The sequence below is a fragment of the Bacillus toyonensis BCT-7112 genome, from assembly GCF_000496285.1.
GTDB classification, from domain to species: domain Bacteria; phylum Bacillota; class Bacilli; order Bacillales; family Bacillaceae_G; genus Bacillus_A; species Bacillus_A toyonensis.
This window is the reverse complement of record NC_022781.1, coordinates 151667-175779: the sequence shown is the minus strand read 5'-3', so window position 1 is coordinate 175779 and position 24113 is coordinate 151667. Positions and strand designations below refer to the sequence as shown.

Annotated in this window: 29 protein-coding genes and 2 pseudogenes; 20 read left to right on the top strand and 11 right to left on the bottom strand. The window is 32.7% G+C overall.

Annotated elements, in window-relative coordinates; translation table 11 throughout:
- Positions 1 to 39 precede the first annotated feature (39 nt).
- The 5 genes and pseudogenes from BTOYO_RS00935 (at position 40) to BTOYO_RS00915 (ending at position 3105) form a co-directional block, all read left to right on the top strand.
- The gene (locus BTOYO_RS00935; RefSeq protein ID WP_000805198.1) at positions 40 to 417 is read left to right on the top strand and encodes a GntR family transcriptional regulator; all 378 of its coding nucleotides are present in this window, start codon (positions 40 to 42) and stop codon (positions 415 to 417) included.
- The gene (locus BTOYO_RS00930; RefSeq protein WP_000457684.1) at positions 417 to 1289 is read left to right on the top strand and encodes an ATP-binding cassette domain-containing protein; all 873 of its coding nucleotides are present in this window, start codon (positions 417 to 419) and stop codon (positions 1287 to 1289) included. Before BTOYO_RS00935 ends, BTOYO_RS00930 begins: the two co-directional genes overlap by 1 nt.
- Positions 1286 to 1957, top strand: coding sequence for a DUF4052 family protein (locus BTOYO_RS00925; protein WP_000177831.1), 672 nt, complete (start codon positions 1286 to 1288; stop codon positions 1955 to 1957). Before BTOYO_RS00930 ends, BTOYO_RS00925 begins: the two co-directional genes overlap by 4 nt.
- Positions 1958 to 1998: 41 nt before the next feature.
- Entirely contained in the window at positions 1999 to 2478 is a 480-nt protein-coding gene (locus tag BTOYO_RS00920) for a CcdC family protein (protein WP_000502991.1), read from the top strand.
- A gap of 118 nt (positions 2479 to 2596) precedes the next feature.
- A pseudogene (locus BTOYO_RS00915) lies at positions 2597 to 3105 on the top strand (2'-5' RNA ligase family protein).
- Between the two features lie 15 nt (positions 3106 to 3120).
- On the opposite strand, the gene coaW reads toward BTOYO_RS00915, so the two are convergent.
- From coaW to BTOYO_RS25690, 8 genes are all read right to left on the bottom strand, one after another.
- Positions 3121 to 3942, bottom strand: coding sequence for a type II pantothenate kinase (gene coaW, locus BTOYO_RS00910; protein ID WP_023440965.1), 822 nt, complete (start codon positions 3940 to 3942; stop codon positions 3121 to 3123).
- 83 nt (positions 3943 to 4025) lie between these two features.
- Complete coding sequence (locus BTOYO_RS00905; protein WP_000558188.1) at positions 4026 to 4424, bottom strand: 3-hydroxyacyl-ACP dehydratase FabZ family protein; 399 nt, start codon at positions 4422 to 4424, stop codon at positions 4026 to 4028.
- A gap of 56 nt (positions 4425 to 4480) precedes the next feature.
- Positions 4481 to 5680 carry an LL-diaminopimelate aminotransferase gene (locus BTOYO_RS00900; RefSeq protein WP_000222659.1) on the bottom strand — a complete coding sequence of 400 codons (1200 nt, stop codon included), beginning with the start codon at positions 5678 to 5680 and terminating at the stop codon, positions 4481 to 4483.
- A gap of 395 nt (positions 5681 to 6075) precedes the next feature.
- Positions 6076 to 6441 carry a hypothetical protein gene (locus BTOYO_RS00895; protein ID WP_000760383.1) on the bottom strand — a complete coding sequence of 122 codons (366 nt, stop codon included), beginning with the start codon at positions 6439 to 6441 and terminating at the stop codon, positions 6076 to 6078.
- A gap of 185 nt (positions 6442 to 6626) precedes the next feature.
- Positions 6627 to 6920, bottom strand: a complete 294-nt coding sequence (locus tag BTOYO_RS25695; protein ID WP_002093668.1) for a hypothetical protein — start codon at positions 6918 to 6920, stop codon at positions 6627 to 6629.
- Positions 6921 to 7074: 154 nt separating this feature from the next.
- Positions 7075 to 8277, bottom strand: coding sequence for an MFS transporter (locus tag BTOYO_RS00890; RefSeq protein ID WP_000269231.1), 1203 nt, complete (start codon positions 8275 to 8277; stop codon positions 7075 to 7077).
- Between the two features lie 281 nt (positions 8278 to 8558).
- On the bottom strand, positions 8559 to 8993 hold the full coding sequence (locus BTOYO_RS00885) for a hypothetical protein (protein ID WP_033657360.1): 435 nt from the start codon (positions 8991 to 8993) through the stop codon (positions 8559 to 8561).
- Positions 8994 to 9156: 163 nt separating this feature from the next.
- Positions 9157 to 9309 (bottom strand): YqbF domain-containing protein, encoded by a 153-nt coding sequence (locus BTOYO_RS25690; RefSeq protein WP_073990761.1) that lies wholly within the window; start codon positions 9307 to 9309, stop codon positions 9157 to 9159.
- A gap of 485 nt (positions 9310 to 9794) precedes the next feature.
- On the opposite strand from BTOYO_RS25690, the gene BTOYO_RS00870 reads away from it, so the two are divergent.
- From BTOYO_RS00870 to BTOYO_RS00830, 9 genes are all read left to right on the top strand, one after another.
- On the top strand, positions 9795 to 10163 hold the full coding sequence (locus BTOYO_RS00870; RefSeq protein WP_033657361.1) for a hypothetical protein: 369 nt from the start codon (positions 9795 to 9797) through the stop codon (positions 10161 to 10163).
- A 192-nt stretch (positions 10164 to 10355) separates the two neighbouring features.
- Positions 10356 to 11141: a class I SAM-dependent methyltransferase gene (locus BTOYO_RS00865; RefSeq protein ID WP_000031294.1), complete on the top strand. Its 786-nt coding sequence runs from the start codon at positions 10356 to 10358 to the stop codon at positions 11139 to 11141.
- A gap of 69 nt (positions 11142 to 11210) precedes the next feature.
- Positions 11211 to 11399, top strand: coding sequence for a DUF3970 family protein (locus BTOYO_RS00860; protein ID WP_000621879.1), 189 nt, complete (start codon positions 11211 to 11213; stop codon positions 11397 to 11399).
- Between the two features lie 77 nt (positions 11400 to 11476).
- A complete protein-coding gene (locus tag BTOYO_RS00855) occupies positions 11477 to 12442 on the top strand; it encodes a nucleoside hydrolase (protein ID WP_001223668.1) in 966 nt (321 codons plus the stop codon).
- A gap of 164 nt (positions 12443 to 12606) precedes the next feature.
- Positions 12607 to 12849: a GlsB/YeaQ/YmgE family stress response membrane protein gene (locus tag BTOYO_RS00850; protein WP_000638302.1), complete on the top strand. Its 243-nt coding sequence runs from the start codon at positions 12607 to 12609 to the stop codon at positions 12847 to 12849.
- 92 nt (positions 12850 to 12941) lie between these two features.
- Entirely contained in the window at positions 12942 to 13337 is a 396-nt protein-coding gene (locus tag BTOYO_RS00845; protein WP_000844594.1) for a hypothetical protein, read from the top strand.
- Between the two features lie 184 nt (positions 13338 to 13521).
- Positions 13522 to 13668: a hypothetical protein gene (locus tag BTOYO_RS00840; RefSeq protein WP_000959555.1), complete on the top strand. Its 147-nt coding sequence runs from the start codon at positions 13522 to 13524 to the stop codon at positions 13666 to 13668.
- A gap of 169 nt (positions 13669 to 13837) precedes the next feature.
- Entirely contained in the window at positions 13838 to 14047 is a 210-nt protein-coding gene (locus BTOYO_RS00835; RefSeq protein WP_000834516.1) for a hypothetical protein, read from the top strand.
- Between the two features lie 263 nt (positions 14048 to 14310).
- Positions 14311 to 14976 carry a YjgB family protein gene (locus tag BTOYO_RS00830; protein WP_000643632.1) on the top strand — a complete coding sequence of 222 codons (666 nt, stop codon included), beginning with the start codon at positions 14311 to 14313 and terminating at the stop codon, positions 14974 to 14976.
- 241 nt (positions 14977 to 15217) lie between these two features.
- Here the strand turns inward: BTOYO_RS00830 and BTOYO_RS00825 are convergent, their stop codons facing one another.
- On the bottom strand, positions 15218 to 16459 hold the full coding sequence (locus BTOYO_RS00825; RefSeq protein WP_001016147.1) for an MDR family MFS transporter: 1242 nt from the start codon (positions 16457 to 16459) through the stop codon (positions 15218 to 15220).
- A gap of 101 nt (positions 16460 to 16560) precedes the next feature.
- Here BTOYO_RS00825 and BTOYO_RS00820 point away from each other — a divergent pair, with 101 nt between their 5' ends.
- From BTOYO_RS00820 to BTOYO_RS00800, 5 genes are all read left to right on the top strand, one after another.
- Positions 16561 to 18297 (top strand): ABC transporter substrate-binding protein, encoded by a 1737-nt coding sequence (locus BTOYO_RS00820; RefSeq protein WP_000470187.1) that lies wholly within the window; start codon positions 16561 to 16563, stop codon positions 18295 to 18297.
- A 159-nt stretch (positions 18298 to 18456) separates the two neighbouring features.
- Positions 18457 to 19080 carry a YhbD family protein gene (locus tag BTOYO_RS00815; RefSeq protein WP_000106212.1) on the top strand — a complete coding sequence of 208 codons (624 nt, stop codon included), beginning with the start codon at positions 18457 to 18459 and terminating at the stop codon, positions 19078 to 19080.
- Between the two features lie 13 nt (positions 19081 to 19093).
- Positions 19094 to 19804: a polymer-forming cytoskeletal protein gene (locus BTOYO_RS00810; RefSeq protein ID WP_001258574.1), complete on the top strand. Its 711-nt coding sequence runs from the start codon at positions 19094 to 19096 to the stop codon at positions 19802 to 19804.
- Positions 19805 to 19822: 18 nt separating this feature from the next.
- Positions 19823 to 20530, top strand: coding sequence for a hypothetical protein (locus tag BTOYO_RS00805; protein WP_000401015.1), 708 nt, complete (start codon positions 19823 to 19825; stop codon positions 20528 to 20530).
- Positions 20531 to 20554: 24 nt separating this feature from the next.
- The gene (locus BTOYO_RS00800; RefSeq protein ID WP_000229598.1) at positions 20555 to 22090 is read left to right on the top strand and encodes an MDR family MFS transporter; all 1536 of its coding nucleotides are present in this window, start codon (positions 20555 to 20557) and stop codon (positions 22088 to 22090) included.
- Positions 22091 to 22145: 55 nt separating this feature from the next.
- Here BTOYO_RS00800 and BTOYO_RS00795 read toward each other — a convergent pair whose 3' ends face one another.
- Positions 22146 to 22466: a hypothetical protein gene (locus tag BTOYO_RS00795; RefSeq protein ID WP_001062729.1), complete on the bottom strand. Its 321-nt coding sequence runs from the start codon at positions 22464 to 22466 to the stop codon at positions 22146 to 22148.
- 255 nt (positions 22467 to 22721) lie between these two features.
- Between BTOYO_RS00795 and BTOYO_RS00790 the strand changes: the two genes are divergently transcribed.
- Positions 22722 to 23501 (top strand): BC_2878 family exosporium-associated protein, encoded by a 780-nt coding sequence (locus BTOYO_RS00790; RefSeq protein WP_000340387.1) that lies wholly within the window; start codon positions 22722 to 22724, stop codon positions 23499 to 23501.
- 386 nt (positions 23502 to 23887) lie between these two features.
- Here the strand turns inward: BTOYO_RS00790 and BTOYO_RS25685 are convergent.
- Positions 23888 to 24079: pseudogene (locus tag BTOYO_RS25685) on the bottom strand (isochorismate family cysteine hydrolase YcaC); the annotation flags it as partial.
- Positions 24080 to 24113: the final 34 nt, after the last annotated feature.

The window sequence follows — 24113 nt, the reverse complement described above, 5'->3', positions numbered from 1 at the left end:
ACATAAGTAATGAACCTATGAACCTAAGGTGGTGAAATTGTGAAACCTACTCTAGAACAAAATAAGTTAATATACTTACAAATTGCGGAAACTATTGAATCTGATATTTTAAAAGATATATTGCTTGAAGAAGAACAAGTTCCATCGACAAATCAATTTGCAAAGATGTTACAAATAAATCCAGCTACTGCAGCTAAAGGGGTAAATGTATTAGTAGATGAGGGGATTCTATATAAAAAGAGAGGGATCGGGATGTTTGTTGCAAAGGGAGCAAAAGAAGTCGTACTAAAAAAAAGACAAAATACTTTTATGACAGAGTATTTACCTAAAGTGTGGGAAGAAGCAAAAGTACTAGAAATATCAAAAGGCGAATTGATGGATATGATACAAAAAATTACGAAGGAGGGGAAAGCGTAATGTTTGCACTTGAAACGAAAGATTTAACGAAAAAATATAAAAAGAAAATAGCTGTAAATGAAGTAACTATTTCATTGGAAGAGCATAAAATATATGGTTTGCTTGGAAGGAACGGAGCAGGGAAAACGACACTATTAAATTTACTCGCAGGACAAATTATTTCAAGTAGTGGAAATGTATCAATATTAGGTGAAAATGTATTTGAAAATAGTAAAGCGATGCAAAATATTTGTTTTGTTAGAGTGAAAGAAGAAGCTCATTTAAGTTATAAAGTAAGAGAAATTTTTAAGATGTGTAGCATGTTTTATAAAAATTGGGATGGAGAGTACGCTGAAAAACTTGCTGATAAGTTTCAGCTTAATATGACAGAGAAATACCATAAACTATCACATGGTATGCAAACAGTCGTTGGAATAATACAAGGACTAGCAAGTAGAGCACCAATTACTATTTTTGATGAACCAACTACAGGTTTAGACGCAGCGCATCGTGAGTTGTTTTATAGTTTACTATTAGAAGATTATGGTGAGCATCCTCGAACAATTATATTATCAACACATTTAGTAGAAGAAGTAACTCATGTAATTGAAGAGATAATCATCATAAAAGAAGGAAGATTAGTTGTTCAATCATCAGTGGAAGATTTATTACAACAAGGACATATTATTTCGGGGAAAAAAGATAAAGTGGATGAGTTCTCAATTAATAAAAAAGTTTTAAATCGAGAAGTTTATGGGAACAAAGGCATTACTGTTATATGGGAAGAGCTTTCTAATGAAGATTATTATTCTGTTGAAAAAGAGGGATTAGTAGTTGATAGAATTACATTACAAAAACTATTTATTCATATAACTGGTGGTGAAGTGAAATGACGATGATAATGAAGCAGTTAAAGTTACATATAAAATTTCATTATAAAGCAATTTTAATATTTTGGATTACAGCTTTACTTATAAAAGGAATCACAAGTGTAATGGAGTTAAAAGAAATAAGAGAAGGATTTTTACAACATATATTAAATAATCCTTCGATTGTAATTACATTGTTTATAGTAGTAAGTACTTTTATTATACAGGATGATGTGTTTCGTTTAGCAGTTTCATTTGGAGTAACGAGATTACAGTTTTTCATTGGATCAGTTTGCTATATCATATTACAAGCTGCGGTTTTCTCATTCCTTCAAGTGATTGTTTTACAAAATACATTGTATAGAGCAGTAAATATTAGTTTAGGAGAACACTCAGTTAAACAGTTTATTGTACAACTATTATTGTATGTTACAATTGCAACTTTTTTTCAAGTAGCAGTAGTGATTAAGAAACGTTTTAAGTGGATTGGTCTTATGATAGGCGGAACATTTTTTATATCATTGAATAGTGTACTTTATGCAGAAGTAGGAATACAGGATTTAAATTCTACATCTAATCTATCTTTAATAGATATCCCATACTTTATTGTCATTTCAATTGTTTTAACTATCGTCTATATCGTGACTAGCGGTATATTTATTCGAAAAGTATCATTTGAGCAAACCATTTAAAGTGTAATTAAATATATATTTTGGGAGAGTAGGAAAAACAAATGGGAGACACTTCTTCACTAATAACCGTCTTTGTATGCATTGCACTACTAATATTTTGGCGTCGTTACCGTTCTATGTACAAACCGATAAAAGGAACAGGAAAACGAATTTTGTGGCCATTACTATTTTTAACGCCAGGGATAATATGGTTTTTTGGTCCCGTACATCCAGCTATTTTACAAGTAGTTTTAGCAGCATGCATTGGGATTCTTTTCGCCGTACCACTTATAATTTTAACAAATTACGAACGAAGAGATGATGGGAATATTTATACGAAAAAAAGCACAGCTTTTCTAATTACTTTTATTGCACTTGTTGTTTTAAGATACGGTTCAAGGCAATATATTGTTGATTTGGATCCACAAACGATTGGTTTATTATTTTATGTCGTTGCCGTTTCGTATATTATTCCATGGAGAATTGCTTGTTATATAAAATTTAGGAAAGTTTGGCGGGAAAATAATAATCCTGCTATATGAAAACTTCTCATTTGAGAAGTTTTTTATTTTTAGATGTAAGCAAAACAATTTGTTGAAGTACAGGCTGCCATACAATATGATAAATATAAAAAATTAAGGGGAAGTAGGGGATATAAAAATGCGTACCATTTTACTTTTTCTAAAGAACATGTCCATCCATGAAATAGAGGACATTAGACTAGAGCATGATCCTTTATTCGGATTAATCCCACCGCATGTTACAATTGTATTTCCGTTTCAAAGTCCTATTTCAAATGATGAGTTGAAATTACATATTTTGAATGTATCAAAAAAGATATATAATATAGAAATTGAATTTGCGAATCAAATAACGAGTGAAGGAGCATATTTGTTTTTCGAGTTGAAAAAGGGAAAGAACAAATAGAAGATCTACGTAATATCCTGTATACAGGACCTTTATTACAGTTTTTGAAAGAAGACATTCCGTACATCCCGCATGTAACAGTCGGGAGAAAAGAAAGTGCTGAGCTAGCTGCTGAAGTAGTTAAAAGTATTCCTAGTTTTCATGAGAAATTAAATTGTGTGATTAATAGAATTAGTGTGGAGCGAATTGGAGAGAACGAAGAGTCAATTATTGAATTTGAAGTACCATTGCAAAAAAGCTGACAAAAGTCAGCCTCTTTATTTTGTAGCATGAAGTAAAGCGCCAATCGCACCACTATAACCATTATCTTGTAAAAAGATTGGTGTTTTATTTTGATATTTTGTGTAACTACTAATAATATTTTGAAGGTGTACATTATTACATAGAGTCGAACCGATATAAATAATATGGTCAATGTTTTTTGCTTCGGCTAATGGAAGGCTTAATGCAGTAACGACTTCACCGACAAGTCCTTGTACAGTAGCAATTATATCTGAGCTACTATAATTTGAGTCTGTAATAGCGGCTTTACCAAAATTGCTTGCAGTTAAACTATTATCAATAGGAGAGAGAATACCACCATAAATATCTCCCACCGTAATATCTAGTTCTTTTCTAGAACCTATTTTTGTAAGAGGGATTACATCTTCAAAATGATCAATATTTGTTAATAATTTTGAAAGTCCCATAATAGTACCTCCGCCAACTCCAGTTCCTCCAGCTCGAATATAATGGTCATTATAAACGTAATGGATAGAAGTACCTGTACCGATATTTGTTAAAATAAAGTTGTTTATAGAATGTTTTTCTTCTTTTAATATGTATCGTACACCTGCAAGAGTAGCTTCAAATTCATTTAGCTCTACTATTGTATATGCATCCGAAAGTAGTTGTTGTAATAGTTTCGCTTTACCACCTGTAATACATATTTGTTTCATTCTATTATTGCTCTGAAGCCAATCCATAATTTTATCTTGTTCATGTGAATAAAACTTTTCAAAAGCTAATTCCTTTTTTTCATTAATATAAGCAATTTTCGTTAATGTTCCTCCAGCATCGATACCGATAGTTCTTTCCATTTTCCTACTCCTAACTACGTAATATATTTATCTTATAAGCCCAATTGGCGTGGGATAGATATCCCGGGCGGATCAAATAGTGATTAATCTGCTTGATATATTAATAGTTTTTTTATAGTTACAATAGGGTGGCTGTTAACTGTTGCCGTACCTGTACCGAGAACAAACCCTCGACGGTTACGTGTTAGCTCATAATGTAAATCAAGTTTATCACCAGGGTATGCTTTCTCATGGAACTCAACTCCATCTAATGAGGAGAGAAAGCCTAATCCTTCAGAGTCACTTGTATTTACAAATGCACTAAGCTGCGCAAGTGCTTCTACAATTAACATATGAGGCATATGTTTTTGCGTATCATTTATAAACCATTCGTTATTTGTAATGAGTTTGTATCCTGTCACGGATTCACCTTGTTTTATACTTGTTACTTTATCAATCATTAAAAATGGATAACGATGGGGTAGTGTATCTTTAACGTGCATATGAAAGTACCTCCAATAAATAATACCCCTGCTAAAGTTAAGCAGGGGAGTAGTAACTAATTTTTAACTAATTCCTCTATTATTTCAAGAGAAAAAATGCCGCTATTTCTAATGTTTTCAACGACTTGTTGTAATACCGCTTTATCTTGAACAAGAGCAATACGTACAAAGCCTTCTCCGTGAGGTCCGAATGCATGACCTGGTGTTACAACGACATTTGCACGATCCATTAATGCATAAGCGAATTCTAGAGAAGTCCATCCTTTCGGTATTTCAGCCCATACGAACATACTGCCAGTTGGCTTATCGACATTCCAGCCAAACGTTCGGAACCCATTGACTAAAGTATCTCTACGTTCTTGATAAATGGTGCGGTTTTTCTCACAAAATTCCGCACCATTTCTTAGTGCTGTAGATGCTGCTTTTTGAATAGGCAAAAATACACCGTAATCTGTATTAGACTTAAATTGCGTAAGCGCTCCGACAATTTCCTCATTTCCAATCATATAACCAATGCGGCTACCTGCTAAACTATAACTTTTTGATAAAGAGTTTATTTCTACACCAACTTCTTTTGCACCAGGTACAGAGAGGAAGCTAATTGGTTTGTTGCCATCGAAATAAAATTCAGCATAAGCAAAATCATGGACAACAATAATATTATGTTTTTTCGCGAATGCGATTACTTCTTTAAAGAAATCTTCATGTGCCATTGCTGGAACTGGATTCCCTGGGAAGTTCAAAATCATCATCTTTGCTTTATCGGCGATCTCTTCAGGGATAACTTGTAAGTTAGGTAAGAAATCATTCTCTTTCTTTAATGGCATGTAGTACGATGTTGCACCAGCCATTTGAATACCTGTTTCATAAGCTGTATATCCTGGATCAGGAACTAATATAATATCTCCTGGATTTGCATAAACCATCGGTAAATGAACGAGTCCATCCTGTGAACCCATTAATAATAAAATCTCTTTTTCAGCATTTAATATAACGTTATGAGTGTTATTGTAATATTCAGTTACAGCTTCGTGAAATTCTTGAATACCTGTTAATGTGTATCCATAGCTTTCTTTTTCACTTGCTGTATGTACCATTGCTTCTCTTACGAAATCAGCAGGAGGCATATCAGGATTTCCGATACTTAAATCAATCATTTTATGACCTGCTGCAATTTTCTCTTTTTTATAGGCCCCTAATTCACTAAATATAGAAGATTGGAATGCTTTCATTCTAGTTGCTAACGTGTAAGTCATCAAAACCCCTCCTAAAAACAGTGCTTTCTTTCTACGTATTTAATTATTCTGAAAACACATGTTTACATTTTATCACTTTTTTATGAAAATTAAAACGATTGACAAATTTAGAGGAAGGGTTAGTCTATTTTGAAAGAGGAAGCTGTATATAGGCTAGAATGGTTAATTGAAATGTCTATTATATCTTTCTACGCGGATTAGGATGACGGGACAAATTGTTGATATAAGTAAGGAACTTAAACTTCTCATAATAAGCACCTCACAGTGAAATTATTTAGATTATTAAGCAATTATACATTCAAATTAAAAGATTAAAAAGAGGGAAATGTTTTTGAGAAAGATTTCTAAAGTGAAATAACGCAGAAAATATTTCCTGCGTCTCATCTGAAATGTAATCATTTCTTTTTATATGTACATAATTTTTCAGCTGTCAAAAAATATACATTTAATAATGTATCATCGACAACCTTTAAAGTTTGATCTGATGTAAATGAGTTGCCATAATCAATGTGATATACATTAGAATTTTTGACAAATGAACCTTTATATAAATCCTCTTTTTTATTTGTAGTTTGCATTTCTACTAAATTTTGAACAATTTCCTCTTTATTTTCTTTTTTGACAACTGTTTCAAATTTATAATATACAGGACATTCACCGTTTTTATTGTCAACGACTTCCCAAGAACCGTATATATCATTCTTGTTGCAGCCACTAAGTAAAACGATCAGTATAGGAAATATAAGTAGATATTTTTTCATTTTGTGCTCCTTTCTTATTATGGCTAATAAACGTGCGAATACGATAGAAATATTGTAATAAATAAAGTTTAAATTTTTTTAAAGAATTACTTAATTTCACATAAAAATTGGGAAAAGCATAGCAAAAATAAAAGACATGAATTTACCGTAATACTAGTTTTTCATGCCTATCAGTATAATTTTTGCTATGCCTTTTTGAGGATAAATGAGGAGGAAAGTAGGATGACTATTCCATTTAAAATATATACACTTGCAATAATAAAGGCTAACGTACCTACGCTAAATCCACTTTTATCGAATATAGAAGCGAATGCTGTAGTAGTCAAAAAGACAATGGGAGTTAACAATAAGAAAACGAAACCTGCCACAATTCGCCTTTTAAAGCTATGTTGAGAAAGGGAAATGGTTAAAAAGTTTAGGATGCTAAATATAACTATTACAAAAATAAAGATAATAAATAACTGCATGCCATCATACATTTTCCCAACTCCTTTATTTATTATTTATATACTATATTCGAAAGCGAAAGGGGGACTCCTTTAAATCGTTTCACTTAACATATTAAATGGTTTTTTATAAAACAAAAAGGCATGGCCCAGTATAAAACTGAATCCATGCCCAATAATGTTTACGTTATAAATTCGCAGATTGCGAAGGTTGTTTTTCATAATGTTTCTGTTTAGAAAGGGAAATAGAAATAATCAACAACGAAACGACTCCGAAGATGAGAACCATATATTGCAACCCAATCGTATCTAAGAAGAAGCCAGTTCCAAGTAAGACAATTTGGAACATAACTCTCTCAAACATATTACGGAATGAGAAGAGGCGGCCGTGATAGCTTTTTTCTACTTTCGTTTGGAAAATTGTCGACATAATAGGGAAGAAACAGCCGACACTAAAGCCAAACAAACCAAATGATGTAAGAGCCATCCATTTTATATCGCTAAAGAACAATGAAAGGTGTGCAAAAGCGGTACAAACTGCGAAGAAATATAGTAATTTTTCAGGTTTAAAATAATCAGATAAACGTTTAATAACGAAGGCACCTAACATAAATGCAACACCTTCAATTGTATATATGAATCCTTTAATCGTTGGATCATGTTGCATTTCACTAATGTTAATAACCATTAAATTAAAACCAGCAATAAATAATAGTGGGATGATACTTAATATAAGTGCTGTGAAAGCAATAGGAATTCCTTTTAAAATACGAAATACTTCCATAAAACTATTATCTTTTGCAGCCTGTTTACTTGGCACTGTTGATTTTTTATCTTCAAATTGTAGAAAGAAAGTTGAAAGGAACAATAGAGCATATGCAGCCATTGAGAAGGCATACATATATTGTAAACTCATTACAACTAAAAGAATTCCACCTAGTGAAGTACCTGCAATACGAGCAATTGTACCAACATTCATATGTACACCGTTCATTTGTAATAACTCATGTTCACGTACGATGAGTGGAATTACAGATTGTAATGCAGGGAAATAAAATGCGGCTGAAATTTGAAGTGCAACCATAAAGGCGATCATAAAGGCTATACTTTCAAATTGAATAGCGAAAAACATAAAAATAACACTTAAAACCCGACCAAACCCAGCATAAAGAAGAACTTTTTTCTTATCATACTGATCGATGACCCGACCAGCCATTGGACCAACGATAACACCTGCTAATAGTCCGATAAATAATATAACTGATTTCATAAAATCAGAAGGGACATATTTTTGCATAAATTCTAAGTTGCCAAGAATACCAAGCCATAAACCTAGACCAGCAATAAACTCCCCAATTAAAACGATCCAAACATTTTTATTACGCCACATAATGTAAAACCTCTCCGTCTTTTAAAGTGAAAAACTCGTATATAAAACCTCCTTATTTATGTAGTATTTTTTTACGAACTTTTTTAGAGTCAGAGTCTATATTACGTGTTTCATTAGTGGATTTCAATCTTTTTGATTTGGCGAAAATTGGATTTATGAGTTGATGAAATAAGCATTAAAAATAAAATGAACTTTGAATTAATTACATATAAAAAATAAAAAAAGCAAGAGCGTAATAGTACGTCTCACTTTTCTAAAATACACTTTGTAAATAGAGTTGCTTAATAACTATTATGACCTTGTCCAATTGCTAATGCACTAAAGGTGAGGGGGCCAATAACATCTGCACTTGCAGCACTTGTTAAATTTTCCACAGTTAAAGTGTATTCGTGAATCCCACAGCTTATATTTTTATTAATTGTTTGAAATGTTTCAACGTAATATTGTTCAGAATCTGTAGATCTAATACTTACTTGTGTGTTGAAAATTTCAATGTTGTTACGGAAAACCCTAAACAATATTTGTGATATATCAGTTATACCTTTAACTCCAACTGTAGCAATTAATTCTACTCGATTATCACGTGAATCTTTTATTGGAATTTTTAATTCAATATTTGCTAGAATTGCTTTGTTTGGGGAATCGGGAATTGTAAAAGTAGTTGCGTCAGTTTTATTTATTGGCTGAATAGCTTGGTAATCAATGATATGAGTTATGGTTGTCACCTCCTCATATATTAAAATATGAAGGTAATGACGGATTAGATTGGACGTATATTAGAAGATAGTAATAGAATAGGGTTGAATATAGGGGAATAATATAAAAGCATCAAGAAGAGAACCACGAGTATGTGGTTTATTTCTTGATGCCCTTCCTACATTAAGCAGAATATTCTTCTTTACGAACTTCGAAAAATTCATTACGTAGTAAGTAATTATAAATTTTTTCTGAAACCTCTTCTTCTTCAGACACTAAGTAACGATGATCAAACGCATAGAATGATTTTCCTTTAATTAATTTTACGTAATAGATTTTGCACGCCTCCTCTATCGAATGTATTACTTGCTTTATATTATGGTGGCCTATATACCTGTTAATCATACTTTGGGTTTCAAAAGGTAGAAGTAAAAATGTTAACATGTTGAAATAGCTTACAAATCTGTAATGTTTTTGTCACCTTTTCCGATAGTTAAAAATAACCAATCTCTTCTATACTACAAATAAGTTACATAAAATAAGGAGGGAAAAAGATGGATGAAGTAATTGGAGAAGTTGTAGCAGGTATTTGTGAATTTGTGGTAGAAGTAACGGCAGATGCTATAGGAAATTTAGTTTCTGGAAATGATGAGGAAAAGGAAACATTGTAATAGGTTGTAAAAGTATAAAGGTAACTAAAATATAAAGGCTGATTCCTAAAGGGAAGTCAGCTTTTTTATTTTTTACATTTTATTAACTTTATTTAAATATTCATTTGTTATGATATTAGTGAAGCTAATTAAGGGGGTGAAAAAATGAATATGCCGAATTTTGGGACTGATGTATCTGATTTTCGTTTGATTGTGGCGAATGTAGATGAAAGGGAATATCATTTTATTGTTCGGGAACATCCGATTTTAGGGAAAATTATATCGCTATTTGAAAATGGAAAAGAATATGGCTTAATAGACAAACAAATCGCTATTAAAGATACATTTATTAAATCGGAGCTTACTAAGTTAGATGGTTTTAATATCGATATACTTCATCATACACCTGGATGGATATGGATTGGCATGAATCAATTTGGTTTACATGCTCGAGAGGCTACTTATAATGAAGTAGAAGTTATTATGAAGTTGAAAGAGGATTTATATTACATAGATATATATGAGGAAATAAAAATGTAATAGATATTTAGTTGGGTTAGGGGATTAGTTCCCATAACCTTTTTTGTTTTAAAGTAATATTCATATCATTTTGACGATGGTCTGTCTGTATTACAAGAGGTGAGCTGAAAAGAGGATTTGAAAATACATAAAGAGAACTTTAATTATTATATGAATCATATATGTTAATAACAATAGAAGGAAGATGATAAAATGAGTAAGGAAGAGCTTATGAAACAACAGTTTGGTAATAATGCAGAAAAGTATGTAAAAAGTAAAATTCATGCTAAAGGACTGGATTTACAATATGTAGTTCAACAAGTTGAACCTCGTCATAATAATCGTCTTCTTGATATTGCTACTGGTGGTGGACATGTTGCAAATTTATTAGCACCATTGTTTAAAGAAGTAGTTGCATTAGATTTAACTGAAAAAATGTTAGAGAATGCGAAAAAATTCATTTTAGGTAATGGGCATGACAATGTATCTTTTATCGTTGGACATGCTGAAAAATTGCCATTTGCTGATAAAGCATTTGATACAATTACATGCAGGATTGCAGCACATCATTTTACAAATCCGACGCGATTTATTTATGAAGTAAATCGAACGTTAGAAGATGATGGATTATTTATTTTAATAGATAATGTTTCGCCAGAAAATAATGAATATGATACATTTTATAATTTTATAGAAAAAAAGCGTGATCCGAGTCATGAAAGAGCTTTGAAAAAGACAGAATGGATTACTTTATTAGAAAAAAATGGTCTGCAAATGCAGTCATGCTTCACTTTTGATAAAAAGTTTGATTTCGACTGGTGGTGTGACATGCTGGAAGTACCTATGCAAAAGCGTGAAAAATTAACAGAGTGTATGATGAAAACACCAAACGAAATGAAGGAATACTTTCATATTCTATTTGAAAATAATAAAGTAAAGTCGTTCTATACTGAAATGGCTATGTTTATTTGTAAAAAAAGTACAACATTAAAAAGATAAATTTCTTGAAGTCTTTTCAAAGTGCGTTATACTTAGTACTGAGAAAATGAGAATTGAGGAATTGCAATAATGATTCGCGTACGTATTGAAGGAACTGAAGAAGAAATGCTTGAATTTATGGAGAAAATGCCGGACATTCCTGGATTTGAAAAAACGCATATGAGAGAACCGAGAAAAGGAAACAATCCAAAATACGATTCAAGTAAGAATGTATTAGCATATTTGTCTTATAAAAAGATTGAAGTCGCCAATAAATAGGCGGCTTTTTTAGTTTGCATCGTTTCACCGCCTTGTCTTTTTCACATAATAATAATAGTAGATTATGCTGAAGAGAGGTGAGGATTGTTAATAAGAAAATTATCTTTTTTGGAGACTTTGGTATTGACGATGCAGTTGCGTTAATTTATGCAAATAAAACTTGTAAATTAGATATTATAGGAATTGTCGCAGAGTATGGGAATGTATCGCGAGAAATCGTTACAGAGAATGTATATTTTTTAGAAAAATACTATGCTACAGAAGTGAAAATCATCGAAGGTGCAGCTAGACCAATGACAGCTGAAGAGCCTTTATTCTTCCCGGAAATTCATGGGGATCACGGTTTAGGGCCAATTATTCCACCTGAAATGAGAATTTGTAAACGGGAAAATTTTTGTGAATTAATTAAATTAATTGAGCCTTGTCCAGAAGATATAGTTATTGTGGCGACAGGAAGATTAACAACACTTGCAACGTTATTTTTATTATATCCAAATGTAATGAATCGTATTTGTTCTTATTATATTATGGGAGGCGCTTTCTTATTTCCAGGTAATGTTACACCCGTGTCTGAAGCGAATTTTTATGGCGATCCAATTGCGGCGAATATTGTTATGAAGTATGCGCAGAACGCTACTATATATCCGTTAAATGTAACACAGGCTGCGCTTATTACTCCTGAAATGCTTGATATTATTAATAAAGAAGGAACGGGGCAGGCGAAACTCATTAAACCAATGATCGATTTTTATTATGAGAACTTTTATAAAAAGGAATACCCGGGTATTACTGGGAGTCCTATTCATGATTTACTGCCGTTTATTTCGTTTATAAATGATGATATTTTTGAATATAAAAAATCAGCAGTTTGGATTAGTACGACGAATGATGTAACGAGAGGACAAAGTGTTGCGGATTTTAGAAAAATAGCTGAGCCAATCACGTTTGATAATAGGCCTGTACAAAAAATTGCGGTTGGTTTTAATTATCCAGTTTTTAAAGAAGAATTTATGAGGACGATATTAAAGCCTGATTGTCCCTAATATGTAAAATGTGAAGTTGTAAAATCATTTGTCCAGTGAGCTTCGTTCTCAAATAATCTAATAGTTGAGCTGTATGAATAACTTATGAAAAATGAAACATAACTAATGGTAAGCAATTGTTTCTGATTATAGTTTGATTGGTGAATTATAAAGGAGGTTATCATATGATTTGGTCTTTAATTGTCGGTGGTATATTAGGTTGGTTTGCAAGCTTAATTACTGGAAGGGATGTACCTGGCGGTGTAATTGGTAATATTATTGCTGGTATTGTCGGTTCTTGGCTTGGTACAGCGTTACTTGGTAAATTTGGACCTATTATAGGTGGATATGCGATTGTTCCAGCCTTAATAGGTGCGATTATTTTGATTTTCATCGTAAGCTTTATATTCCGGGCGATGCGAAAATGAATACAGGGGGCTGTTTACATTTGTAAGCAGTCCCTTTGAATTATATGGCCTAATCTGTTATGCTACTGTTATACAATCAGGAGGTGTCAGCATTGAAATCATATACAGTAAATTTCCATCAAGAAGATAATGCAAAAGCGACAACAGTACATAAATTAAGTGAAGAGGACTTCAATAAAGCAACAGAAAAAGGTACTCGTCATCTATTTGATTTAGATACAAACGTTGGTTTCTTCGTATTCTTTGACGCAGAAGATGCAGAAGGAAATGATCAATACTTAATGTTACAATATGAAGGAGATCACGAAGAGCCAAGTGCTTGCTACGGATTTGATTTGCAATTATACTATCAATTTTTAGCATTATACTTAAATGATCTTGAATTCCAAGGTGAAACAAATGAAGAAGAGGAAGAATATGGTCCAATTCATCATTTAGCGCACTTACTTTATCATATTGTAGAAGATGGTAAGTCAATCGAAGTGTAATATACATATTTGAAGCTGTCCAATATTGGACAGCTTTTTAATTATATAATAAAGGTACATGTATGTTGTATGCTAAAAAGTTGAGGGGAAATGGAATTTTCCGAAGGGTTGTTTATTTCTTCCATGTTTCAATCGGAATACATCTGTTATAATAAGCATAATTAAATTCATGGGGGCTAATTCAATGCTTGTAGATGTAAAACATTTTATTAAAGCGGCAAGTTTAACATGTATAACGGCACTGAGTGGAGATAATACATTTGCTCATAATTTTGAAACTGTAAAAAGTACGATTTCTACATACGTAAAGAAAGTAAGGCTTACCTCTTAGTTTTGCTTTTAAAGCTTATCTACATATGTTATTTTGGAAAGAATCTGTATTATTTCAGGTTCTTTTTAATTTATACTAAAGTATAGATAAGTTCATCTGCTATTTGAAAATCTTTTTATATAAATGTATTATTATAAAGGTCATAAATTTTAGAAAAGAGGTGAATTTCGTGAAAAGTTTTGGCATGCTAGCAAGCTCTGCTTTGTTTTCTCTGTTTCTGTTATTATTTAATGTTCAATCGTTTTATAATAAATACACAGAAGAAAATACATATTATTGGATAAATGGTGTATTAGCAGTGATATTCCTTATATCGTTTATCATACATATAAAAGATATTATAAAGAAAAATTATACAACTTCATTAAAACAAGAGTAGAGAGAATCATATGTTTACTAATAAGAAATGATGTAATTAAATTTCAAACCTTAAAAATATGAGACCAGCAGGGAAATGTTACGTAGTTTCTGTTGGTTTTTTGCGTTTTTGTGACGTACTTTATTCAAGGTGATAGAAGAAGGATAAAGCATGTAAGAAGAGAAGGTGTATAGTAAGGAAAAACAACACATCTCAACCTGTTTGAAATCAATGTGAGATAAAAATCATGTTATAGAGTGTTTACGAATGGGAGGTAGTAAAATATGAAAGCGCATTTGAGAATATTGTTCACTTTAACATGTGTATTAACATTGATGGCTTGTACGAATAATGAGGAAAAGAAACAGACGAACCCAACATCTGAAAAAAATACGGAACAAAAGAATGAAGGAACTGCACCTCAAAAAGAGAACGAGTCAGCGAATAACCCCAAAAATCAAGATTCAACAAAACCTTCAACAGGGCCAGATTCAAAAAGTCCAACTCTTAACCAAAAATCAATTAACTATGTTAAAGAATTATTTGAACTAGCGAAAGATGGGAAAGTACCTAATGTTCCATTTGCTGCTCATACAGGAGATATCGAAGAAATAGAAAAAGCATGGGGGAAAGCAGATAAAACAGAACAAGCAGGGAGCGGAATGTACGCAACCTTTACAAATAAAAATGTTGTCTTCGGTTTTAATAAAGGATCACAAGTTTTTGATGTACGTTCATATCAAACAGAACTAAAGTCAATTACATTAAAAGAAATTGAAAAGGCGTTAGGAAAACCAACTTCAGTTAAAGTAAATGGTGAAGATCAAATATATGTATATAAAGTAAACAATCAGTTCGAGTTAAAATTCATCATTCCAAAATTGATCGGTAAGGTATATCATATTTCGGTATTTTCGCCAGAGGATAGTATTAATAAAATGGCAGGATAAAAAATCAAATAATCTCCAGAACACCTCAATTATTTTAAAAGTGAGGTGTATTCAATTGTAAACAAGGTATGTTTCCGACCTTATGATACATACTTTCATATGGCGAAATAATTCAATTATATTTTTGAAAAAAATACAAAGTAAGTAAAAAAACGCTATCTACCTATAGATTTATAGGGAAGGATAACGTTTTTTATAATTCATCCAATAAGAGATATCGATCTATTAAAAAAGTAGCATCCTATAAAACTTGAGGGGTATGTTGCGAATTATCTTTTTGGACATTTCCCTTTATTTTTTTACGTTCTAAATTTTGAACAAAAAGTGCCTGAACAATACCTCCAACTATTAAGAAACATGCACAAATATAAAATAGCATATTACCGTTTAGTTTACTTAATAATACTGCACCAATAACAGGACCGCACGTTCGAGATATATCCCAGTGTATGCCATAAATCGAAAAATACAATCCACGTTTATCTGTAGGAGCGATCTCTGAAACGAATCGCAATAAATGGTTTAAAGCAATACTTTCTCCAATGACTAAAAAGAGTAATGTGAAAAATAGTGACGAGATTGTTGCTGAAAGCCCGTAGCCAATTGCGGCTATCGTATAGCAGGCGTAAGAAATAAGGATGATTTTCGTCATGGAAAATCGTTCAGACCATTTTACGAGGAAAATTTGTAGAATGATTTCCAAAATGGCTTTACAAGTTGAAATAAATGCGAGTATGAATACGAAATTCGGAAATACATGTTCTGCGAAAATACGATAATTTGTTTCCGTTTGTGCATAGAAAAAGCTAATAGGAAGTGTAGAAGCCATAAGTCCAAATACAGCGTAATGTTTGCGTACAAATTGTTTTGGAGATGATGCTACTTCAAGTTTTTGTTTTGGCGTTGTAATTGCTGGAGCAGTTTCTGGGAGCTGCGTCCAAACAACTATTGCATATATCATAAGTGTAATACTTTGCATCATAAATAAATATTCAGGGTGAGTAGTATAAAAGATAGCACCAATTAAAGGACCGATTACGGATCCAATTGCTCCCATCGTTTGCAGGAGAGCAAAAATTTCTGCTTGCTGCTTTTGTTTTGTTAAATCGGCAATTTGCGCACGTTGAGCTGGAATGTATAAAGAACGACCAATACCATTAATGACGTATAACAGTGCAAATATAAAAATGGATTGAGCAAAAATAAAACTACCGATTGCAACACCTTGCAGCAATAGGCCGAGTAACATAATTTTTTTTCTCCCATATTTATCAGTAACGCCTCCAGCAATAAGTGTAAAGACAATGTCTGAAAGTGGTTGTAGTCCGAAAATAAGCATAGTCATCATTATATTGCCGTTTAACATCTTATTAACGTATATAATCATAATGAGGGTTAACATTGATTCCGTTGTTCGGGTTAATAATTCACCACACAGTCTAATGATAATAGGTTTATTGTAACGTAGTAAGAGATGGTTCAATTTGATTTCCTCCTTTCTATATTGAAATGATAAGATGAAAGGAGAAATGGAAAAAGGGTAGAAATAAAAGGGAGTATTTTTCACCTTTTAGGGGGATTATGATGTTTATTTTAGATCAATACATTGAATTATGGTTTGCCTATGGGAAAGGGAAACGAGAAGGAGAACAATTAGAGATAACAGTGCAAAATATATCTGAAACTTTATTTTGTACAGAGCGTAATAGTAAATTAATTATAAAAAAATTAGAAGAGTTACATTGGATCGCTTGGTTTCCAGGTCGCGGGAGAGGAAATCGTTCTAAATTAATATTTAAAAAGAATCCGGCACCATTGATTTTAGATAGAGGAAAAGAAATAACGAAAAAAGGGAATGTGAAAAGCGGGATCTCATTTGTGGAACGCTATAGCGCACATTTTCCATCAGTAAAGGGAGAATACCAGTCTTGGGTTGATTCTATGTTTGGTCATAAAATTGAAATGACTTCTGAAGGGAGAAAAGATGTACTCCGTTTACAAGTACAAATGAATCTGGACATCGCTTTAGATCCAGTTTACGCTACAATGCGCTCGGAATGTCATATGGTTAAACATATTTTTGATACACTCGTATATATCAATGAAGAAAGAACTGCTATTGAACCGAGACTTGCTTTTCACTGGGAATATAATGATGAAGAAAAAATATGGACATTTTATTTACGAAAAGGAGTTCACTTTCATAATGGAAAACGCCTTACTGCACATGATGTTATATATTCATTGAATCGATTTATGACAGCTGTAGACAACCCGCACGCATGGATGTTACAGCATGTGGAAAGTTTTCATGCAGTAGGTGAATATGTTTTAGAAATTAAATTACATACGGAAAATATGATGTTTTTACATATGCTAAGTTTAGAACAGTGTTCTATCGTAAGTGAAGATGAAGCAGGAAAATTAATGGGGACAGGACCTTTTCAGTTATACAAAAGTAATGAAGATCTGTTTATACTGGAAGCGCATCATTTATATTTTCGTGAGAGACCTTTTCTAGATCGCGTTGAGTTGTGGAATGTAGAACAAAGTGTAGATACATATGATGTTTTAGTAAAGGCACAGTATAAAGATAAAGAGAAACATAATAAAGAACTGTCTCGACTTGAGTCGAACGTGACTTATGTAACATGCAATCTTACGAAAGAAGGACCAATGCAAGATAAGTTATTTCGGAAAGCGTTATATAAAATCATTCATGGCGATATAATCGTTCAAGAACTCGGTGGAGAACGTGGAGAAGTGGCAAAGGAACTAATATCAGCAAAGGCCAGCATAGTAGAGATAGAGGAAGATATAGAAAGTTTAATGAAAAGAAGTATTTATCATAATGAAGTGCTACAACTGTATACATTTAAAGGACGAGATCACGTTGAAGATGCACAATGGATACAAAAAGAGTGCGCGAAGTATGGAATTTGTGTAGAGATTAATTTTCTTGAAATAGAAGAACTATTGCAAATAAGTACGATACAAAAAGCTGATATCATGCATGATAGCGCAACAATTAGTGAACGAATAGAAGATAGTTTGCTATATATGTTTCTGACAAAAAACAGTTTTATTCATGGGCATAGCAGCATGAACTTTCACGAAATCTTGTCCCCTTATTTTAAACAAGAACAAGTAGAGAAAAGAGTTACACTGTTACGCGATCTTGAGGACACATTGTTACGTCAAATTCATATTATTCCTTTATATCGTAACAAACAAGAGGTAAGTACTCATGAAAAAGTACAAAATATAATGATTAATTCGCAAGGTTGGATTGATTTTTATGAAATATGGTTTAAGTCTTGATATATATAGGTTCTTACGCATTTTTCAGAAGATGTGTCAGAGCCTTTTTTCTATGTGAAAGAAGTTTGTTTTACACATTGTTACGCTACTTGTAGTATAATTCCATTTACAGCGTAACAGTGTTATGTTACATTGTTATTAGGGAGGAGTGTTACACAGTTGAGTACAAATTTAATTTCAAAAAAAGAATTATTAGAGCTTACAGGTATTTCATACGGACAGTTATATAGGTGGAAGAGAAAAAATTTAATTCCGGAAGATTGGTTTGTACGAAAGTCAACATTTACTGGTCAAGAGACATTTTTTCCGAAAGAAAAGATTTTAGAGCGTATTGATAAAATCCAAACGATGAAAGAAGATTTATCACTAGATGAATTAGCAAATATGTTTTCACCGAGTGTGACAGAAATCCTTTTAACGAAAGAAGATCTCATCCGTAAAGGGATTACATCAGAACCTGTTTTACAATTTTTTATTGAGCAAACGAACAAAACGGCAGACTTTCGATTTGTAGATATTCTTTATGTGTATATGTTAGAAGAGTTACTACAATCAGGAGAAGTTAGTTTAGAAGAAGGTAAAATGGTTCTGCAAGTTTTACGAGAAAATTATGAAGCAATCAAACATAAAAATTGTGATTTAGTTATGATTCGAAAAATAGGGATTTCTACATGTTTCTTAGTATCGAATATTGAGGATTTAATTTTTGAAAAGGGAACGAAGATTATTTTACGAGAAGCGATTATGAAGTATACCGAAGCATTAAAAACTAAACTGTTGTAGTGGAGGAGAAATAATGCGTACAGAAAATTTAATTATAAATGGTTACGGTTCATCCAATGGCGGTGAATTTCATAAAGTACAACTAAATGGAAAAGGCACTGTGAACGGAAATGTTGAATGTGATGAATTTCAATGTAATGGTTATGGTGCAGTAACTGGTGATTTGAACAGTAGCAACGCAAGAATTAGTGGATCAGGTAAAGTCGATGGTACAGTTAATACAGAAACGATGCGAATTGATGGGAAAGCAACAATTACACAAGATGTAAAGGCGAATAGTTTAAAAATTGCAGGAAAAGGTACGATAGGTGGAAACGTTAAGGGTGAAGAATTTAAAATCAACGGTCAAGCGACGATTGATGGGAATTGTGAAGTTGATATTTTTTCTTCAGAAGGACAATTTACAATCGGTGGTTTATTAAGCGCAGATGAGATTAATATAAATATTCACGGTACATGTAGAGCGAAAGAAATTGGTGGCCAAACGATTAAAGTAAGACATAGATTGAGTACATTTAGTAGACTATTTAAATCAGTATTTGGCTTGCAGTTAGAAGCTGAATTGTTAGAAGGTGACAATATCGATATTGATTATGCTCACATAAAAACAGTAAGAGGAAACAATGTAACAGTAGGACCGAACTGTGAGATTGAACTGATTGAATATAGCGGTGTTATTACTGTTGATAAAAGCGCAAATGTAAAAGAAATTAAGCAAGTTTAACGGAGGGGGGTAATCAGTATGGAACATCAACATAGTCTCACAGTAAATGGTTCTGGTAATTCAGCGGGCGGAGATTATAACAAAGTGAAGATTCGCGGTGAAGGGACAATTGCGAATGATATGAGTTGTAATGAGTTTAAAACATATGGCACAAGTGATGTGCGTGGCAATATGAAAGTTAAAAACTATGTCGTGTATGGAGATAGTGAAGTACAAGGAAATGTAGATGCAGCATATGTAAAAGTATATGGTAATACACAAATGCATGGTGATGCTCATATTGAAAAAACAAAAATTAGAGGTATGATTGATGTTACAGGGAAGTTTTCAGGTGATTTCGTAGATGTGAAAGGTGCTTTAAATGTGAAGGGAGATATTGAAGTAGAAGAATTATCACTAACTGGTGGTCTTGAAAGTGATGGTTTGCTTAATGCTGAACATATTGAAATCTCACTTCGTTATGAAGGAAGTAAAGTAAGAGAAATCGGTGGCAAAAAGATTACAGTGCGTAAGAAATCAAGATTTATTCCTTTTACTAGTCATGCTGGAAACCTCCAAACTTCAATTGTTGAAGGGGATGATATTTATTTAGAACATACAATTGCTGAAGTAGTAAGAGGAAACAACGTTACCATTGGTCCTGGCTGTGAAATTAGTGTTGTGGAATATCATACTAGTTTTAACCAAAAAGGTAATGCAGTCGTAAAAGAACATAAACAAATATAAGTAATGCGAGGGAGAGCAAGAGATATGGTTGAGAAGAATAATAAGCTTGGCTTTATTGTGGCGGGCTTATTGCTAGGTATTTTAATGGCATCAATGGATAATACCATTGTCGTAACAGCGATGGGAACGATCGTTGGTGACTTAGGAGGTCTTGAAAACTTTGTATGGGTCGTTTCTGCCTATATGGTCGCAGAAATGGCAGGTATGCCGATTTTCGGTAAACTATCAGATATGTATGGAAGAAAGAGATTCTTTATTTTCGGTTTAATCGTCTTTATGATTGGTTCGGCACTTTGTGGGACTGCTGAAAATATTACACAATTAGGCATTTATCGTGCCATTCAAGGTATTGGCGGCGGGGCATTAGTGCCGATCGCGTTTACTATCGTGTTTGATATTTTTCCACCTGAAAAGCGTGGGAAAATGGGTGGATTATTCGGAGCAGTATTTGGATTATCAAGTATTTTCGGGCCATTACTTGGCGCATATATTACAGATTATATTAGTTGGCACTGGGTATTTTATATTAACTTACCGCTTGGCATTTTAGCACTTATTTTTATTACATTCTTTTATAAAGAATCACGAGTTCATAAAAAACAAAAAATTGATTGGTTCGGCGCAATTACTTTAGTTGGTGCAGTAGTTTCTTTAATGTTTGCACTTGAACTTGGCGGACAAAAATATGATTGGGATTCTAGCTTTATTTTAAGTTTATTTGCTGGATTCGCTATTTTAATAATCGCATTTATTTATATCGAACGAAAAGTAGAAGAGCCAATCATTTCATTTGAGATGTTTAAACAACGTCTGTTTGGAATGAGTACAATTATTGCATTATGTTACGGAGCTGCATTTATGTCAGCAACTGTGTACATTCCGTTATTTATTCAAGGTGTATATGGTGGGACTGCAACAAACTCAGGATTGTTACTTTTACCGATGATGTTAGGGTCAGTCGTAACAGCACAGTTAGGCGGATTTTTAACGACAAAGCTTAGCTACCGAAACATTATGATTATTTCTGCTGTTATTATGCTAATCGGATTATTCTTATTAAGCACGTTAACGCCAGAAACAAGTCGGGCATTATTAACGGTTTACATGATTATTATCGGATTCGGAGTTGGTTTCTCATTCTCTGTACTAAGCATGGCTTCAATTCACAACTTCGGTATGGAACAGCGCGGATCTGCGACCTCAACGAGTAACTTTATTCGTTCATTAGGTATGACACTTGGTATTACCATCTTCGGAATGATCCAAAGAACAGGTTTCCAAGATCAATTAGAAGAAGCATTTAAAGGTATGAGCGGGGGAATGAATTCAAATGCTGTAGGAGATTCAAGAGCCATTTTATCAGAATCGGCTAGATCTCAAATTCCGCCACAAATATTAGATAAAATTATTGACGCTCTTTCTAGTTCAATTGTTCAAACATTCATGTGGGCATTGGTACCAGCTGTTTTAGCATTCGTATTCATTTTCTTTATGGGAAATGAACGCATGGTATTTCAGAAAGAACAAAAGAATATAAAGAGTGAAGCATCAAAATCTTAATGAAAAAGCTCCTTTCAAATTTGAAAGGAGCTTTTGTCGTATGTACGGTGTTAGATTAGCCTTCGATGATTTCGTATTCTTCGTCTGCTAATAATAAAATTTGTGTTTTTTTACCTTTGTTTTGAACTTCGATTACATCATATGTACCTAAGTCTCTTAGTTTGCTTTGAGAAGCATTAACCATAACTTCCATAGAATCAATTAAGATATCTTCTTCAATGTATGATTCAGGCAATGCCATATCTTCAGTTTCTAATACACATGCGTATAGATTTTGTAAGTTTTCAGCAGTTGGGTTTTGTTCCTCAACATCAATGATGTTTTTTACTGCGTCCATATTTTCTTCTTTTGCTTGATATACTTTAATTTTAGCCATTGTTTTAATCTCCTTTATAACGTAATCGTAGAGGCTACACCTTATTATAACGTTTTTTTCATGAAAGATGAAATTGTTATATGTATTTATAGTAAAAAATATGTGTTATTACTTATTATTGGTGTAAATCCCTTATTAACCTAATGAGTAGCTAACTATCTCCTTACGTTAATATTATATTGTCCAACCTTTTCTTATCTTCCGCTCATATTATATGTATTAGATAAAAACATATAGGGAAAGGATTGAATGTAAGTGGATTGCGAGCCGAAACGAAATTGTGGGTGTTGCCAAAATAGTATATGTGAATTTTTACAAAGTCTAGAACCTTTTACTCAAGTTGAAAGTATCGTAATAGCTGGAAACGAAATCGATGTATCTTATTTTCTTTCATTTAACAAGAGGAAGGGCATTGTATCATTTGTACAAGAAGACAATGAGGTAATATTTGTAGACTGTTCAAAAATTGATGCGATTCGAATAGGAAAAGTGTGTAGTTGTAAAACGAAAGTTAAATTTATTGAAGAGGACTTTAGCTTGCTAGGAAATGTTTGCCCGCAATGTTTAACGGAGGGTAGTACAATCTTTTTTGATTTTAACAATCCTGAATTAAATGTGTCTTTCCAAGCAACCACAATTAATCCACCTAGATGTACTGAATTTACAGATGAACTCGGGAATGTAGTAAAGCAAATTACTATAGTAGGTGAGGCAATTGTTTCTAAAGATTTCGTTCAAGTGCCTGAACTGGTAGGTTTTCGACTGCTTTTATCACATCCAGCTGGAGATCCTTTAAACTACGGGTTGTTATTTATTAATTTTCCTGATACGATTTTTATTTTTATATTGGCATCAAGCGGATACCTTTCCATTTCGAACTGCTTAAAAATAGAGAGTGGAACTGGTAATGCTGAAATAGAAGAGCTAAAAAAAATGATAAACGATGATGATAACACGTACAAATCAGTTGTTAAATTGACTAAAGTATATAAAAATGGTGAGACGGAATCCTTTATTTCTAAGAAGGAGTTATAACGTATCTATTGATTAACCCTCTTAAAATACAGGAGGGTTTTTACATATAATAGGAGCGTTATAGCGGCGGGAAAATCACTTTTGTCGTATGTACGGTGTTAGAAGTAAATAGAGTGGTTAGTTGTACTATGATTTGTTATGGATAATCTCCTATAATGCGGTCTTTTGCAGCAAAATATGAAAGAAGCTATTACAGAAAAGCTAGGGGAATAGTATGTAATTGATTTAAATAAAGTGACGGAAGAGCATACAATATTGATAAAGCAATTAAGAAAAGGGCTATTGAAGCAGCCCTTTTCTTAATTATGTACATAGCTGTTGCTATTTTTATTGTGTTTACATAGTTATCCAAACTTGATAGCATGTTTAATCAAAAGTTGAGTAATTTATTTACTAAATTCCTTTTGAGCTCCCATATAGCTTCCTATGATATTTTGATAACTTGGAAGGTGTTTAGCAAGTAAAGCTCCAAAGCCTTCAACATCATTTCGCCAGTCACACTGTAATTCTGCTGCAATGCTAAACCAGTTCATTAGTTGAACCCCGCCATGAGCCATACGCATAAGAGCGACATCACTTTTTGAAAGACGAGAATAGAAATCAGTCGTTTTA

Excerpts from the sequence above, each read along its gene's own strand:
- BTOYO_RS00810 (WP_001258574.1), top strand. The coding sequence starts at position 19,094 with ATGCGTACAGAAAATTTAATTATAAATGGTTACGGTTCATCCAATGGC.
- BTOYO_RS00865 (WP_000031294.1), top strand. The coding sequence starts at position 10,356 with ATGAGTAAGGAAGAGCTTATGAAACAACAGTTTGGTAATAATGCAGAA.
- BTOYO_RS00900 (WP_000222659.1), bottom strand. The coding sequence starts at position 5,680 with ATGACTTACACGTTAGCAACTAGAATGAAAGCATTCCAATCTTCTATA.
- BTOYO_RS00840 (WP_000959555.1), top strand. The coding sequence starts at position 13,522 with ATGCTTGTAGATGTAAAACATTTTATTAAAGCGGCAAGTTTAACATGT.
- BTOYO_RS25695 (WP_002093668.1), bottom strand. The coding sequence starts at position 6,920 with ATGTATGATGGCATGCAGTTATTTATTATCTTTATTTTTGTAATAGTT.
- BTOYO_RS00800 (WP_000229598.1), top strand. The coding sequence starts at position 20,555 with ATGGTTGAGAAGAATAATAAGCTTGGCTTTATTGTGGCGGGCTTATTG.
- BTOYO_RS00895 (WP_000760383.1), bottom strand. The coding sequence starts at position 6,441 with ATGAAAAAATATCTACTTATATTTCCTATACTGATCGTTTTACTTAGT.
- BTOYO_RS00890 (WP_000269231.1), bottom strand. The coding sequence starts at position 8,277 with ATGTGGCGTAATAAAAATGTTTGGATCGTTTTAATTGGGGAGTTTATT.
- BTOYO_RS00805 (WP_000401015.1), top strand. The coding sequence starts at position 19,823 with ATGGAACATCAACATAGTCTCACAGTAAATGGTTCTGGTAATTCAGCG.
- BTOYO_RS00920 (WP_000502991.1), top strand. The coding sequence starts at position 1,999 with ATGGGAGACACTTCTTCACTAATAACCGTCTTTGTATGCATTGCACTA.
- BTOYO_RS00830 (WP_000643632.1), top strand. The coding sequence starts at position 14,311 with ATGAAAGCGCATTTGAGAATATTGTTCACTTTAACATGTGTATTAACA.
- BTOYO_RS00925 (WP_000177831.1), top strand. The coding sequence starts at position 1,286 with ATGACGATGATAATGAAGCAGTTAAAGTTACATATAAAATTTCATTAT.
- BTOYO_RS00795 (WP_001062729.1), bottom strand. The coding sequence starts at position 22,466 with ATGGCTAAAATTAAAGTATATCAAGCAAAAGAAGAAAATATGGACGCA.
- BTOYO_RS00860 (WP_000621879.1), top strand. The coding sequence starts at position 11,211 with ATGATTCGCGTACGTATTGAAGGAACTGAAGAAGAAATGCTTGAATTT.
- BTOYO_RS00820 (WP_000470187.1), top strand. The coding sequence starts at position 16,561 with ATGTTTATTTTAGATCAATACATTGAATTATGGTTTGCCTATGGGAAA.
- BTOYO_RS00930 (WP_000457684.1), top strand. The coding sequence starts at position 417 with ATGTTTGCACTTGAAACGAAAGATTTAACGAAAAAATATAAAAAGAAA.
- BTOYO_RS00905 (WP_000558188.1), bottom strand. The coding sequence starts at position 4,424 with ATGCACGTTAAAGATACACTACCCCATCGTTATCCATTTTTAATGATT.
- BTOYO_RS00870 (WP_033657361.1), top strand. The coding sequence starts at position 9,795 with ATGCCGAATTTTGGGACTGATGTATCTGATTTTCGTTTGATTGTGGCG.
- coaW (WP_023440965.1), bottom strand. The coding sequence starts at position 3,942 with ATGGAAAGAACTATCGGTATCGATGCTGGAGGAACATTAACGAAAATT.
- BTOYO_RS00850 (WP_000638302.1), top strand. The coding sequence starts at position 12,607 with ATGATTTGGTCTTTAATTGTCGGTGGTATATTAGGTTGGTTTGCAAGC.